Source organism: Zobellia roscoffensis (assembly GCF_015330165.1).
Taxonomy (GTDB): domain Bacteria; phylum Bacteroidota; class Bacteroidia; order Flavobacteriales; family Flavobacteriaceae; genus Zobellia; species Zobellia roscoffensis.
Genome location: NZ_JADDXT010000002.1, coordinates 1,699,059 through 1,714,613 on the forward strand (window position 1 = coordinate 1,699,059; position 15,555 = coordinate 1,714,613).

Annotated in this window: 14 protein-coding genes; 2 read left to right on the plus strand and 12 right to left on the minus strand. The window is 37.7% G+C overall.

Annotated features, from left to right (window positions below):
- Positions 1 to 15: 15 nt before the first annotated feature.
- On the plus strand, positions 16 to 690 hold the full coding sequence (locus tag IWC72_RS07210) for an NAD-dependent epimerase/dehydratase family protein (RefSeq protein ID WP_194529319.1): 675 nt from the start codon (positions 16 to 18) through the stop codon (positions 688 to 690).
- Complete coding sequence (locus IWC72_RS07215; RefSeq protein ID WP_194529320.1) at positions 683 to 1,150, plus strand: CYTH domain-containing protein; 468 nt, start codon at positions 683 to 685, stop codon at positions 1,148 to 1,150. Before IWC72_RS07210 ends, IWC72_RS07215 begins: the two co-directional genes overlap by 8 nt.
- 1 nt (position 1,151) lies before the next feature.
- Here the strand turns inward: IWC72_RS07215 and IWC72_RS07220 are convergent, their stop codons facing one another.
- The 12 genes from IWC72_RS07220 to IWC72_RS07275 all read right to left on the minus strand — a co-directional run bounded on the left by IWC72_RS07220 (position 1,152) and on the right by IWC72_RS07275 (position 15,525).
- Positions 1,152 to 1,760: a TetR/AcrR family transcriptional regulator gene (locus IWC72_RS07220; RefSeq protein ID WP_194529321.1), complete on the minus strand. Its 609-nt coding sequence runs from the start codon at positions 1,758 to 1,760 to the stop codon at positions 1,152 to 1,154.
- Positions 1,761 to 1,774: 14 nt separating this feature from the next.
- A complete protein-coding gene (locus tag IWC72_RS07225; protein ID WP_194529322.1) occupies positions 1,775 to 3,178 on the minus strand; it encodes a TolC family protein in 1,404 nt (467 codons plus the stop codon).
- Positions 3,179 to 3,185: 7 nt separating this feature from the next.
- A complete protein-coding gene (locus IWC72_RS07230) occupies positions 3,186 to 6,335 on the minus strand; it encodes an efflux RND transporter permease subunit (protein ID WP_194529323.1) in 3,150 nt (1,049 codons plus the stop codon).
- 37 nt (positions 6,336 to 6,372) lie between these two features.
- Positions 6,373 to 7,458 (minus strand): efflux RND transporter periplasmic adaptor subunit, encoded by a 1,086-nt coding sequence (locus IWC72_RS07235; RefSeq protein ID WP_194529324.1) that lies wholly within the window; start codon positions 7,456 to 7,458, stop codon positions 6,373 to 6,375.
- 102 nt (positions 7,459 to 7,560) lie between these two features.
- Complete coding sequence (locus IWC72_RS07240) at positions 7,561 to 8,040, minus strand: GbsR/MarR family transcriptional regulator (protein ID WP_194525504.1); 480 nt, start codon at positions 8,038 to 8,040, stop codon at positions 7,561 to 7,563.
- A 238-nt stretch (positions 8,041 to 8,278) separates the two neighbouring features.
- Complete coding sequence (locus tag IWC72_RS07245) at positions 8,279 to 8,674, minus strand: hypothetical protein (RefSeq protein ID WP_194529325.1); 396 nt, start codon at positions 8,672 to 8,674, stop codon at positions 8,279 to 8,281.
- Between the two features lie 11 nt (positions 8,675 to 8,685).
- Positions 8,686 to 9,705, minus strand: a complete 1,020-nt coding sequence (gene pheS, locus IWC72_RS07250; RefSeq protein ID WP_194529326.1) for a phenylalanine--tRNA ligase subunit alpha — start codon at positions 9,703 to 9,705, stop codon at positions 8,686 to 8,688.
- A gap of 77 nt (positions 9,706 to 9,782) precedes the next feature.
- Positions 9,783 to 11,663: a SulP family inorganic anion transporter gene (locus IWC72_RS07255; RefSeq protein WP_194529327.1), complete on the minus strand. Its 1,881-nt coding sequence runs from the start codon at positions 11,661 to 11,663 to the stop codon at positions 9,783 to 9,785.
- Between the two features lie 53 nt (positions 11,664 to 11,716).
- Positions 11,717 to 12,343 carry a carbonic anhydrase gene (locus IWC72_RS07260; protein ID WP_194525511.1) on the minus strand — a complete coding sequence of 209 codons (627 nt, stop codon included), beginning with the start codon at positions 12,341 to 12,343 and terminating at the stop codon, positions 11,717 to 11,719.
- A gap of 95 nt (positions 12,344 to 12,438) precedes the next feature.
- The gene (locus IWC72_RS07265) at positions 12,439 to 13,065 is read right to left on the minus strand and encodes a carbonic anhydrase family protein (protein ID WP_194525513.1); all 627 of its coding nucleotides are present in this window, start codon (positions 13,063 to 13,065) and stop codon (positions 12,439 to 12,441) included.
- Between the two features lie 16 nt (positions 13,066 to 13,081).
- Positions 13,082 to 13,927 (minus strand): hypothetical protein, encoded by an 846-nt coding sequence (locus IWC72_RS07270; RefSeq protein WP_194525514.1) that lies wholly within the window; start codon positions 13,925 to 13,927, stop codon positions 13,082 to 13,084.
- 5 nt (positions 13,928 to 13,932) lie between these two features.
- Positions 13,933 to 15,525 (minus strand): SulP family inorganic anion transporter, encoded by a 1,593-nt coding sequence (locus tag IWC72_RS07275; protein WP_194525515.1) that lies wholly within the window; start codon positions 15,523 to 15,525, stop codon positions 13,933 to 13,935.
- Positions 15,526 to 15,555: the final 30 nt, after the last annotated feature.

The following is a 15,555-nucleotide window of genomic DNA, read 5'->3' on the forward strand; positions in this document are numbered from 1 at the left end:
TTTATATTTAGTTGGATGAAAACACAAAAAAAGACGGCAATTATTCTTGGGGCAACCGGTCTTACCGGAGGCATTTTGCTACAACTTTTACTTGAGGATGACCGCTACGAGAAAATTAAATTGTTCTCACGCTCCAGCGTTGGACCACCCAATGAAAAGATAGAAGAACATTTAGGGGATTTAATGAAGTTAGAGCAATTTGAATCTAATTTTACGGGTGATGAGGTCTTTTGTTGTATTGGTACTACAAAGTCAAAAACACCCAATAAAGAAGTGTACCGGAATATAGACTATGGTATTCCCGTAGCCGCTGCCAAGCTATCCGCTAAACATGCCATTTCATCTTTTTTAGTTATTTCCTCTATGGGGGCGAATGCTAAAAGTAGCGTCTTTTATAATCGTGTAAAAGGCGAAATGGAAGCAGCGGTGCAAAAGGAATATTTAGGGAAGACCTATATGTTTAGACCATCGTTGATTGGTGGCAAACGCGAAGAAAAGCGGGCAGGCGAATGGATTTTTAAACAGTTAATGAAAGTAGTGAATCTGGTCTTAGCGGGGCCGCTTCAAAAATTCCGCTCAATACAACCGGAAACGATAGCAACCGCTATGGTTAAGGTTGCCAACGACGGCTTTGAGTCGCATATTATTGAATCCGACACCATAAAGAAAATAGCAGCATCAAGTGATTGAGATTGAACGTAAATTCTTGGTTACATCAGTAGCGTATCAAGAGCAGGCAACTTTAAAAGAACGGATTGTTCAAGGTTTTTTAAATACTGATAAAGAGCGTACCGTGCGTGTGCGAATAAAAGGGGAATCAGGTTTTTTGACTGTAAAAGGAAAATCAAATGATGCGGGAACCGTCCGATTTGAATGGGAAAAGGAAATTTCCGTTTCCGATGCCGAGCAACTTTTGCTGATTTGCGAGCCCGGAATTATAGATAAAGTACGCTACAATGTGCCGATAGGCAATCACATTTACGAAATAGATGAATTCCATGGTGATAATGAAGGTCTTGTTGTTGCGGAAGTAGAGCTACAATCTGAAAACCAAACCCTTAAAAAACCATTGTGGTTGGGAGAAGAAGTAACGGGCAATGTAAAATATTACAATTCGCAATTGAGCAAGCACCCATATAAACTATGGTAATCTAGGAAAGAAAAAAAGCATCATTTTTGTCCAAATAGCTTTTGGTGGCAATACCCCTAATATTGTTTATGATAAGATGGTTCAGAAGTTCTTCTAGAGTGAAATCCTTATAAAAATTGTTGGGTGCGGCATGAAGAATATCTTCCATTCGGTTATAATAGAGCTCATAGGTAAGTTTTATATTCACATCTTTTCGGAGATGACCTTTTTTTTGAGCACTGTGCAACAAGTCTTTAACAAGAGCCGAAACTTCATTTTCCCTGAAATCGCTAAACATTTTATAAACTTCGGGATAGTACTTTTTTAAACTGCGTAAAAAGGTAGGATTAAAACTTTTAAGGGTATCCAATCCTATTCTATATATTGAAATAACCGCTAGAATAGGATCGGATTTCTCCTTCTCTACACACTCATAAATGTTAGACCTTAATTTGGTAAGAAAAGCGGCCAGACTTTCTTTTATGATTTGTTCTTTGCCCGTAAAGTTCTTGTATATCGTTTTCTTAGATATGCCAAGTTCGTGGGCCAAATCATCAATAGTAAAGCGCTTGCTCCCAAATTTCAAGAATTTAGAAAGGGCAAATTCTAAAAATTGGTCTTTGTTTATCATGTGTCAGCAAATGTTTAGTGCCATCCGCCACCAAGGGAACGATATAGTTCTACTTTGGCAGATAATTGATCAAACTTGTTATTGACCAAATTAAGTTCTGCATTCAGTGAGTTTTCCCTTGCGGTCAAAAGGTCCAAATAGGTTAAGTATCCGCTGTTTAATAATTCTTCAGAGTTTGTTTCCGCTCTTTTTAGTGCAACCACTTGTTTGGTTACATACGCTTCTTTTTCTACAGAGATATCGTAATCATATAAAGCTTCCGACACTTCCGTACCTGCGGTTAAAAGTGCTTTTTTAAAGCTTAATAAGGATTGTTCTTGTTCTGCTTGCGCCACTTCATAGGCTGTTCTTATTTTTCTACCGTTGAAAATAGGCTGTGTAAGTCCACCAACTAAATTGGCAAAAATAGAACTAGAGTCTATCCAGTTATCTATCTCCAAACTTTGTAAGCCACCTTGTGCCGAAAGGGTAATAGATGGGTAAAAGTTACTTCTTGCAACGTTGGTCAATTCAAAACTATTGACCAAGTCGTATTCAGCTTGCATAATATCCGGTCTGTTGCGCAACAATAGGGCCGGAACACCAAGTTGCAGTTCATTGGTTAAGGATTGCTCATCCAAAGAACCACGTGCGTAGGATTGTGGCTGTTCACTCAAAAGAAGACTTAAAGTATTCTCTGTCTGGTATAGTGTATTCTTAAGGTCCAATAACTGACTTTGAGCACTATATAGTTGAGCCGCTGTCTGGTCAACTCCCACTTGGTTTGCTTGTCCCGCTTCTTTTAAAGCAGAAATGGTTTCTAGACTTTTAGAACGGTTTTCTATGGTTTCTTCCGTTACCGAAATCTGTTTGTCCAAGGCTAAAATTTGATAATAGGTTGTGGCTATTTGTGCCACCAAACTAGTTTTTACAGCTTTATGGGCCGCTACGGTTTGTAGGTAACTTGCGTCACTAGCGCGTTTACTACTTCTAATTTTCCCCCAAATATCAGCTTCCCAAGATATTGTTCCGGAAGCTTCATATTGATTAAAAGGTTGCGTAAAAAAACTTCCGAATTGACCGTTCTCACTGGTTCTTGCTGTTCTTGTAGCACTTGCTGCACCATTTAAAGTTGGCAAGTAACCTGCTTTCCCTTGTTTTACATATGCCTCTGCTGCCGCAATGCTCTGTAAGGCAATACGAATATCAAGGTTGTTTTCAAGTCCTTTTTGAATATAGGTCTTCAAATGAGAGTCGGTAAACAAGTCTTTGTAAGAAACTGATGCGAACGAGACACTGTCCTGAGGCAGGTTATCGGTTCTATATAGGTTTTCGGTTTCGACCTCTGGCCGCTCGTAATTTTTAGCTACAAAACATGATTGTAGCAAAAGCGGGAGCATGGCCACCAATATGAATTTATTTGTTATAATAGTTTTCATGATTTCTCTAGTTCTTTGGTTCTTCAATTACTTCTTGTTGTGGAGCACCGGTTATACGCTCTTGAATGGTCTGGAAAATGACATATAATGCCGGTATGACGAATACACCAAATATGGTACCTATCAACATACCCCCAACAGCACTCATACCAATAGATCGGTTACCGACTGCTCCAATACCTGTGGACAAGGCCAATGGCATTAAACCAAGGATAAAGGCAAACGATGTCATTAAAATGGGTCTAAGTCTCGCTTTGGCACCGTCAATAGCGGATTCAATGATAGACATACCGTGTTTTCTTCGCTGCAATGCAAATTCTACAATAAGAATGGCATTTTTAGAAAGTAGACCAATAAGCATGATCAATGCAATCTGAAAATAGATGTTGTTTTCAAGTCCTGCCATGCTTACGAAGCCAATTGCTCCTGCAATACCAACGGGTAGCGACAGTAGAATTGAAAATGGTAAAATATACGATTCATACTGAGCACTTAATAAGAAGTACACAAATACCAAACTCAATATAAAAATGATGATGGTTTGGCTACCTGCGCTATTTTCCTCTTTTGTAAGCCCTGAATATTCGTAAGTATAATTGTTAGGTAATACCTGTGCGGTAACCTCTTCAATTGCCTTAATGGCATCACCTGTAGAATAACCAGGGTTCATGGCTCCATTAATTTTTACAGAACTTAACAGGTTAAATCTACTTACCACTTCAGGACCGTAAATTTTCTTTAACGATACAAATTGAGATACGGCAACCGACTCGCCACTTGCATTCGTTACGAAAATGTGGTTCAATGAGTTTTCATCTGCTCTATCTTCTGGTTTTGCTTGGATCATTACACGATATTGCTTACCAAACTTGTTAAAGTCAGTCGTATACAATCCACCATAATATCCTTGCATGGCGCTAAATACATCTGTTACCGCTAGACCGGCCATTTTAGTTTTCTCAACATCAACCTCCAATTCATATTGAGGGAAATTGGCATTGAAGTTCGTAATGGCATATTGAACTTCTGGTCTTGCGTTAATTGCAGCCAAGAATTCATTGGTTACTTTGTTTACGGTCTGCCAGTCATCTGCATCTTTACTCTGTAGGTTCATTTCAAAACCGGTAGAGTTACCAAAACCACGCACACTTGGTGGAGTAAAGAAGAATACTTTGGCGTCTTTTAGGCCGGCTGTTTTTGCGAACAGGCTTCCTACCACGGCTTTAACGGATTCTGCATCGCCTTCTCGTTCGCCCCAATCTTTAAGACGAAGTACGGAGAAGCCATAAGAACCACCGTTTACACTATTCAAAATACTAAATCCTGTAATGTTCATTCTAGCTTTAATGATATCCATTGAAGCATAAATAGAATCTAGTTTTTTAACGGTTTTCTGCGTTTGCTCTAAAGTGGTACCAGGAGGCATGGTAACATCGGCAAACACAATCGCCTTATCTTCATTTGGTATAAAACCAGTTGGTGTTGATTGAAATAACATGTACGCTATAACTCCAAACACTACAAGAGACAATCCTGTTACCCATTTTCTTTTGATAATGAATTTTACTGAGCTAACGTATTTATCGGTTATTGCATTAAAACCGGTATTAAAGGCTGAAAAGAAACGCTTTGAAAATCCTTTTTTCTTTTCTTCGGATGTATTATGGGGCTTCAATAAGAGTGCGGCCAAGGCCGGACTTAACGTTAAAGCGTTTACCGCGGAAATAAGAATGGCAATAGCCAATGTTATACCGAACTGTTGGTAGAACACACCTGATGACCCACTAATGAACGATACCGGGATAAATACAGCGGACATTACCAAAGTAATAGAGATAATGGCACCTGAAATCTCTGTCATTGCAGATTTGGTGGCTAGTTTAGCATTGGTAGCACCTTCCTCCATTTTGGCGTGTACCGCTTCCACCACCACAATGGCATCATCCACCACAATACCAATGGCCAGAATCATTGCGAACAAAGTCAACATGTTAATGGAAAATCCAAAGAGCGATAAAAAGAAGAACGTACCAATAATCGCCACCGGAACGGCAATAGCGGGTATTAACGTAGATCTAAAATCCTGTAGGAATATGAAAACCACTAAGAAAACCAATAAAAAGGCTTCTATTAAGGTTTGTACAACATGTTCTATAGATGCACTTAAGAAATCTTTAGTGTTATAAGGAATTACATAATCCAGTCCTTTAGGGAAATCTTGACTGCTTTCATCTAGTATAGTTTGAATCTCATCAATAATAGCATTTGCATTAGATCCTGAAGTTTGAAAAATACCAACAGCGGTACCGGGCTTACCCATACCTTCGTTCTTGGTACCATAATTAAAAGCACCTAATTCAATTTCAGCAACATCTTTAAGTCTTAAAAACTGACCATTTTCCTGCGCTCTAATAATGATATTTTCATATTCAGCTTCATCAGAAAGACGACCTTTATACTTTAATACATATTCATAAACACCATCGGCATTTTCACCAATTTTACCTGTTGCTGCTTCAAGGTTTTGTTCTCTAAGTGCATTTTGTATGTCTGATGGCATAAGTTTATATGCGGCCATCTTTTCAGGATTTAACCATATACGCATGGAGTAATCCTTAGAACCAAAAACGGTAACGTTACCCACACCTTCTATACGTTGTAACTTAGGTACGATGTTAATTCTAGCGTAGTTTTCTACGAAAGTGGCATCATATTCATCGTTATCCGAGAATAGAGAGAAGAATAACAATGCACTAGTTTGAGACTTTTGGGTAATAACACCAGTCTGTACAACTGCTTGTGGCAGGACACTATTTGCTCGGGCAACCCTGTTCTGAACGTTTACCGCGGCAATATCAGGATCAGTACCCAGTTTAAAAAATACGTTAATGGTTGCAGCACCGTCATTACTTGCGTTGGAAGTCATGTATAACATGTCTTCAACACCATTTATCTGCTCCTCTAATGGTACAACAACACTTTTTAGTACCGTTTCAGCATTCGCACCTGTATAGGTACTTGTTACTTGAACGGTTGGTGGTGCTATTTCAGGGTATTCCTCAATAGGTAAGGTCGTCAAACCCAAAACACCTAGAATAACTATGATGATCGATATCACCGTAGATAGTACGGGACGATCTATAAATTTTTGAAACATTGTTCTTTATTTATATGTTATGATAATTGGCGGATGCTTATTTGACCGGACTGATGGTCATTCCGTCTTTTAATTTAGAGACCCCTTCCAGAACTATAGTAGTCCCTTCTTCAAACCCTTTCTCAACGATAAAGCCATTTTTGGTAGTAGTGATGATATCTAATGGCATAGTAGTAACTGTATTGTCATCTTTAACCACGTAAACTAATTTCTTACCTTGAAGGTCAATAGTTGCTGTTTGCGGTATTTCGTATGCGCCGTTATATACTGTTGGAATTTTTATTTTTCCTGTACTACCGCTGCTTAACAAGTTGTTCTTGTTATCAAAATCAGCTCGTGCAGTTACACTTCCTGTTGTACTATTAATGATAGTATTGATCATTGCAATTTTACCTTTTTCAGCATATTCCTCACCATTGATCATGATTAGTGAAACCCTTGGAGCTTTTTCCATATCCAAAGCATTTTTGTCGTTTTTTGGCATGGATTCTTTTAGTTTCAACAATTCTTTTTCATTCATTGAAAAATAGGCGCGAACCTCGCTAACGTCAGATACGGTAGTTAATGGTTGCCCCATAGCAGAACTTACCAAGGCACCTATTTTAAAGGGAATTTCACCTATATAACCATCTACAGGGCTGGTGATACGTGAGTAACCAATATTTGAAGCAACACTTTGGTAATTAGCTTGAGCCTGAGCAAGTTGTGCTTTGGCAGTCTCTAACTGAACTTCGCTAATTATACCTTTTTCTACTAAGGGTTTAAGTTTGTCTACTTCTACCTTCGCCACGTTTACAGAAGCTTTGGCGGCATTGGCATCTTGGTTCAAGGTTTGGGTTTCTAATTTAAAAAGAGGTTGCCCTTTTTTAATTTTTTGACCTTCTTCAACATATACTTCTTGCACAAAGCCAGCAACTTTAGGCCAGATTTCTACATTCTGTTTACCTTCTAGTGTAGTAGAAAATTGGTTGTATACAGTAAGGTCTTGTTTTTTTAACACACTTACTTTTAAACTTGGTGGAGGAGGTGTTGCCCCTGCCGCAGGTGCCGTTGGGGTTGTTCCAAAACAGGAACTTAAAAGAAGTCCTGCGCTTAATACTCCTATGATTGATAACTTTTTCATTTTAGATGGATGTTTACTTGTATTAAATTATTTATTCGACCTTGTTAAGGTTTTGTTAATTCAGTTTGTTCGGTTTAAAACGAACCTTTTTATTAAATTTTTTTATATAAGTTTTTTTAAAGCCTCAATAGTCTCTTTATATATTACTTCATTTTGGTCTAAACACTTCATATAAGCTTCTATCTTTTCTTTGTTGGAGTTGTATTTCTCTACATTATACTCTTGATCATATTTAGCAACTTTTTGTATCATTTTAGACTCGTTGGCCGCTTTCTTCAATGCTTGTTCTAGCTTTTTGACAAAAAATGTACTTTTATCCGAAATCTTAAAATATCTTCTTCTATCACCAGATTTCGTAAAATATGTAATCATCCCAAGCTGAAGTAATAAATTGAGTGATGTTGAGATGGAACTCTTACTAGCTCCTCTTTTCATTTGGCAATCATCGAACGTAAGGCCTACTTCATCAGTAACTACAAGATTTCCAAAGATTCTTGCTGCCAATGGAGGTAGGCTATATTCATTTTCAAAATGAACTCCCAACTCTTCTATTAATCTTTGTTTATATTCTTCTTTATCCATAATTCTAGATTTGAAGCAACAAAGGTAGTGTTAGTTCGGTAATAAACAAACCAACCGAACTTAAATTTTCTTAAAGAGAGTTAAAGTTTTGTTACAAAGGATAAAATTAGGAAGTAACTACTTGTAAATTAGCTCTATAAAAATAATTCTTGATTATAAACTAAATTTAGTATCGTATTAAAAGGTAGATACTTAACAAGGAGTAAATTATTAAAGATAAAACTGCACTAAGTGAGACTTAGGTTGCAAAAATTCCATCTTTTTCGATTAAGGGAATGTTGGTAAGGTTTTTCTCGGAGATGGTATTCTTTAGGAATACGAAACGCTTTTCAAAAAGCTTGCCTTCAGCAAAGAATGTAACAAAGAATTCATTGTTCAATGAAAGAATTTCTTCTTGAAGCATTTCTACTTTCTTAAACGTCTTTGGAGCGATAGTGCCAATACCGTGTCTCATGGTAGAGGTTTGACGCTCGTCATCAAAACCTTTGGATACCACAATTGCCATTTCAATTTCATCTGCTCTACTATTTATGATGTAGGCATTCCAAACTTTGGATAGGAAATCTTCGTTCCATTCCCTAATAATGGCAATGTGAACATCTATGGCAATAGGTATTTCTATATCTTTCTTCACCTTAATAACGATTATAGGGCGCTTTTGAACTGCTCTAAGAACCGTACATCATTTTCACTCAATAAACGAATGTCAGAAATTTGATGCAGCAATAAAGCAATTCTATCAATTCCCATTCCAAAAGCAAAACCAGAGTATTCTTTAGAGTCAATACCACAGTTGTCCAATACATTTGGATCTACCATACCACAACCCATGATTTCTAGCCAACCGGTACCTTTTGTCATCTTATAATCAGTTTCAGTTTCAAGGCCCCAATACACATCTACTTCTGCACTAGGCTCCGTAAATGGGAAATAAGAGGGGCGTAAACGAATTTTGGATTTCCCAAAAAGCTCGGTAGTGAAAAATTGAAGTGTCTGCTTTAAATCTGCAAACGAAACATCTTTATCAATATATAATCCTTCCACTTGGTGAAAGAAACAGTGCGAACGTGCTGAAATAGCCTCGTTACGGTATACTCTTCCCGGAGAAATGGTACGTATAGGAGGTTGATTGTTTTCCATGTAACGCACTTGAACAGATGAAGTGTGCGTGCGCAATAAAATATCTGGGTCAGTTTGAACAAAAAATGTATCCTGCATGTCTCTAGCAGGATGATATTCAGGTAAGTTCAAGGCTGTAAAATTGTGCCAATCATCTTCAATCTCTGGCCCTTCTGATACATTGAATCCAATTCTGGAGAAAATTTCTATAATTTGGTTCTTCACTATAGAAATAGGGTGTCGTGCCCCAAGTTCTATAGGTTCGCTTGGCCGTGTTAAATCACCATAAATACTTTTTTCTTCGGTTTTGCTCTCAAGAGAATCCCTAAGGGTATTTAGTTTTTCGTTGGCGGCTTGCTTTAACTGATTTATAGTTTGACCGAATTCCTTTTTTTGCTCATTGGGTACATTTTTGAACTCCGCAAAGAAATCGTTTAAGAGTCCTTTTTTACCTAGGTATTTAATACGGAAGGTTTCCAGTTCCTCTTTAGTAGTAGCGGTAAATTTTTCTACCTCTGTAATGTGCTTTTTTATGGTATCGATCATGATGTTCGGCTAAAGCCGCAAATTTAGGACTTTTGCGGCATTACCGAATACATTATTGCTCATAAATTGTATAGCTGTTACGCTGAAGCTTCGATTGACCTGTCATTTTTGTTTTGTTGTAAGTATTTTAAGCACTCATTAAAGGTGTCAAAAATATGGTCTACCGGGATTAAATCCGGTATTAGATCCACACGCTCCATCATGTAACGTGGCTGGTTAAGAACATCAACAAACAAGACTTCTATATCAGAATTATGTAAATCTATGAGTACATCTTCTAAAGTGTAAAGACCGGATTGATCCATGTACTGCATACGGTCCATTCGGATAATTACTGTTGATGCCGACCTCGGAATTTGATCCGCCAGTATTTGAAATTCACTAGTAGAACCAAAGAATAAAGGCCCTTTAAGATGTTTGATGAAAATTTTGTCTCTAAGGTTTTTAGGAATACCAGCTTCATCTGCCCAACCTTCTTCTTTTTCTAATGATTTAACGTCTGATCTTTCGGCGGTAAGGTCCCCCATTTTCTTCATGAACATTAGAGATGCAATTACTAGACCAACACCTACTGCATATACCAAATTCCAAACGGAAGAAAGAACAAGCACAACAAGCATTATCACTACTTCTGAGCTGAACTTTATTGGCCCTAAACTCATATCCTTAGGTAAACTAGGAATAGCTTTTAGACCTTTGTAGTCCATAACACCAATACCTACTGTTACTAGAATTCCTGCGAGTACAGCTGCCGGTATTTGAGAAGCTACTGGTCCTAATGCTAAAAGAACAACCAATAGTAATACACCAGCTACCATACCGGATAGTTTAGTTTTGCCGCCTGCATTTATATTTACAACAGTACGGATAGTGGCACCTGCTCCCGGGATTCCTCCAAAAATAGCGGCGATACTGTTTCCTATTCCCTGTCCTACCAATTCCTTATTGGGTTGGTGTTTGGTTTTGGTCATATTATCTGCAACTACAGAAGTTAAAAGGGAATCAATAGCTCCTAGTAATGCCAAAGTCAGGGCAGTGAAAATATATGGGGTTACCGAGCTTAGTTCAAAACCAGTGAATATGCCTAGGTTGGGTACGGGAAAACCACTTGGGATTTCTTCAATTGGTCTATAGTTAAACCCAAAACCATAAGCTACACCAGATACTACAATAAGTGCTACCAAGGCACTAGGGATTGCAGTTGTTATTTTTTTGAAACCATATATAATTACAATGGTAGATAAGGCTAGAATAAGCTCTAGCCAATTAATGTTCTGTAAAGCTCTTGGCATTATTTTAAGAGCACCCAGCACACCTGAAGCTTCAGTTTTTGCCAAAGTACGTGCTTCTTTAAGCATATCATCTTCAGTAATATTCCCTGCACGTTTAATAGTTTCTTCAAAATTTTCTAGAACAAGAATACCTTCCCCGGCTTCTTCTTTTAAAATATTATCTAGAATAATCTCTTCGGCCATTGGTTTGTATTGCTCAACAAAGGCCTCATCCTCTTTTGGATAGTATCCTATTGCCGGTAAAATTTGCGTTACCAATATAATAACCCCAATTGCTGTCATGAAACCAGAGACAACAGGATAAGGAATGTAGCGTATGTATTTACCAATACCTAAAAGACCAAGTCCAACCTGCATTAGGCCAGCCAATAGAAATACAACTAAAATAGCGGGCAATGCTTTCTCTATGCTACCGTCGTTTATGGCAATTATACCAGCTATAACTACCATACTTACTGCGGTCATTGGTGCAGTAGGCCCGGAAATTTGGGTGTTAGTACCTCCAAAGAGTGCAGCAAAAAAACTAATGAAAATAGCTCCGTAAAGTCCGGCGCTAGGGCCAAGGCCTGAGCTAACACCAAAAGCTAGCGCTAAGGGTAGGGCAACAATACCTGCCGTTATTCCTCCAAATAAGTCTCCTTTAAAGTTTAAGAAAAGATTTTTCATAGAGTTAAGATTAATACTAAGGATTAGTTTAAGTTTCGATAGAATAGACTTACTTAATCTAAATGATAGATTTCCATTATATTTTTGAGATAACCTTCAAAATCTATTTTTAAGTCTATTAATTTCCCGGTGTGAACATCAAATATCCAACCGTGTACTTTTAATCCGTGGTCGCGAAATGCTTTTTGCACCACAGCTGTTTTAATCAGGTTAACGCATTGTTCTTTTACGTTTAGTTCTACTAACCTATCATATTTTTTTGTCTCGTCTTCAATAGTGTTGAGTTCTTCTTTGTGAAGACGGTATACGTCACGTATGTTACGTAGCCAAGGGTTCAATACACCTAGGTCTTTTGATTGCATAGCCGCTTTGACACCACCACAAGCATAATGGCCGCAAACTATAATATGTTTTACTTTTAAGTAATCTACGGCGTACTTTACAACGGAAAGTACATTAAGATCAATACTGATTACCATATTCGCAATGTTGCGATGCACGAAAACTTCGCCTGGCTTTGCTCCCATAACTTCTTCTGCGGTAACCCTACTGTCTGAACAACCAATGTATAGCAATTCCGGACTTTGGCCTTCTGCCAACTGCTCAAAATAGTCCGGACTTGTTTCTAGTTTTTCAGCAATCCACTTTTCATTGTTTTCAAAAACAGTATCTAGGTTCATCTTGTAATTTTTTACAAAATAAAGCTAAATCTTAAGGCGATACTTAAAAAGGTCAACGTCAACATTGACCTTTTTTACCTATCTAATTCAGATTATTAGTAAAATACGACTTCTCCGTTAGATATGTCATACATAGCACCAACAATTTTAATCTCTTCATTGTCTTCCATCTCAGCTAAAACCGGACTCTGCTGGCGAATGTTTTCTATGGTCAAAAGGACATTCTTTTCAGAAACCTTATCTACAAATTCAAGGTTTTTTGAATTTCTCTGGCTTTCATCCGCAGGTTCGCTCACGGCTTCTACTGCAGGTTCTATTTTATTTATTAGAGTTGTTAGATTCCCCAATCTGGCATGGTCACAAGCTCCTTTTATAGCACCACAGCTCGTATGGCCTAATACAACAACAAGTTTAGTGCCGGCAAGTTTACAAGCAAATTCCATACTGCCTAGAATATCTTCATTAGAAAAGTTCCCCGCAATACGAATACTGAAAATATCGCCTAGACCTTGGTCAAAAACTAGTTCTGCCGAAACTCTGGAGTCAATACAGCTTAATATAGTGGCAAAGGGCCACTGTCCTTCACTAGTGTCATTAACTTGTTCTAAAAGGTTTCTGTTGGCTTTTAGGTTTTGTTGAAAACGTTGGTTGCCCTCTTTTAAAAAGACTAATGCTTTTTCAGGAGTCATAGTTGCTTGCGTCTCCTTAGTATGTGCTTTCATATATTTTTTATTTTAATTATGCTATTTGTAAATTAGTTTGGTACTCGTTATTAGTGCGTTTTTCACCGGCAACCATAAGAGTAACCCCTAGTTTTTTTGCTGTATCGTACATGTTTGCTACATCAGTGGTGTTGTCATTTTCCTTTCTTTTTCGTTCTACGAACAACAAATCTATGTTGCTCATAGAAAGATAAGTAGGAAGTGTCTTTATTGTGTTTTGATTGTAATCAAAAACATAATTCACCGTTTTCCTCCCTAAAAACTGATAGGGCTGTGGCTGTGGCTTAGAGCCATCAATAAGATTGAAGGACTTTAATGGACTGTTTGCATGGGTAAAAAGAGTTTCACTGAAAGGTGAATTATAGGATTCACCTGAGCAATTAAGCATGCCAATTCCAATCTTTTTCCCTGGCTCGAGACTATTTGTTTCGGGGACAATCATAACAGACCCTTTAAAAGTGCCTAAGACAAAGTTGGTGATTCTATCGTTTATAGTATTGAAAGGTTTTATTTTTTTTCTTCCAAGAACGATAACATCTGGTTCGTTTTCCGATAAATATCTGGCAATTTCAGTTTTTACATTACCAAAAGTGCTAGTGTAGTTAATAGGAACATTATAATCCTCTGATATAGGTGAAACGATACCTCTCATTCGCTTATCGGTTAAAATATACTCACGGTTTATGGTGCGAATTGCCGATAATTGATTGTCTTTGCCAATAATTTTGGTAGGTTTTGTAACGTTAAAAACCTCTATTTCACCATCAATCATTTGTGCCAAGCTAACCGAACTTTTAAGAAGGCTTAGCATGCTGTCCGTCAAATCTGAGAATACCGCTATTTTATACCTGTTCCTTCTCATGGCGCTTAACTTAGACTTATTTTAGATTTGGGCCTTGTCCTGAAAAACTCAGTAAAGCTATCCGGGTTTTCTATTACACCGCGTTTTGATACCAATTGAATATCAATGTTTCGTTCTTTGGCTTTCACCGAAAAATCATCTAAAATTTCAATAATATCAATGTCTAAATATCTGGTTTTTAGCAAGTTTAGCTCCAAATATGTATCTCTTGGCAAACTGTCCAATTCTTTAAGGATAGCACCTTTGTTAAAAAAGGTAACTTCTTCGGCCAGTGTCATTTTTATTTTATGCTTGCCATTACTTACATCTTCTATATGCAAGAAGTGCGAGTTCTGATAGCTCTTCAATAGAATAACAACGATTCCAACAGCTAATCCTAAACTAATACCAACAAGTAAATCAGTAAACACAATTCCTAGTACGGTAACAATAAAAGGAACAAATTGCTTCCATCCTAATTTGTACATCGTTGCAAAAAGTGCCGGTTTTGCCAGTTTGTAACCTACAATAAATAGTATAGCTGCCAATACGGACAAAGGAATCATATTCAATAATGTTGGAATAAGAATAACCGAAATCAACAAGAGAAAACCGTGTAAAATGGTAGATAGTTTAGATTTTCCTCCAGATTGTATGTTAGCGGAACTACGCACAATTACCTGTGTGATAGGTAAACCTCCAACTAAACCAGAAAGTATATTACCAGCACCTTGTGCTAATAACTCTTTATTTGTTGGTGTTACGTTCTTTTCTGGATCTAATTTGTCTGTTGCTTCAACACACAGTAAGGTCTCTAAACTTGCTACCAGTGCAATAGTGAAAGCCGTGACCCAAACTGCGGGATTAGCAATAGCACTAAAATTAGGAAAGCTAAACTGACCTAGGAACGAGGCTGCATCTTCAGGAACAGGAACTTTCACCAAATGTTCCGAAGAAATTGCCAAAGCTTCACTGTTTTGTGTCAGAATGAAAAAGATAATACCTACGGCAACAGCAACTAAGGGGCCTTGAACCAATTGAAATATTTTCCCTTTTTTAGAAAGAACTTTATCCCATAACAACAAAATAGATAGTCCGATGACCGCAACTAGTGTAGCACCAGGGCTAATATTATTAACGGTATTTAGAATCTCCGAAAATGTATTTTCTCCGTCTACTTGGAAAAAGGCCCAATCACCTTCAGGGTCAGGGTCGTATCCAAAAAAGTGAGGAATCTGCTTTAGAATGATAATAATACCGATACCGGTAAGCATTCCTTTTATCACAGAAGAAGGAAAATAGTATCCAATAACACCTGCTTTTAAAATACCAAATACAACTTGAATAACGCCTCCTAGAACAACAGCAACTAAGAAGTTTTCAAAACCTCCCAAGGTGCCAATTGCAGTTAAAACAATCGCGGCCAATCCGGCTGCTGGTCCACTTACACCAATTTTGGAGCCACTAAGTGCTCCTACAACTACACCGCCAATAATACCAGCTATTACACCTGAGAATAACGGGGCGCCACTGGCAAGGGCTATACCTAAACATAGAGGCAAGGCCACAAAAAATACTACGACACTTGCGGGAAGGTCGCTCTTAAAATTTTTGAACATATAAAAAATAGTTTCGTCCTCACTAAAATT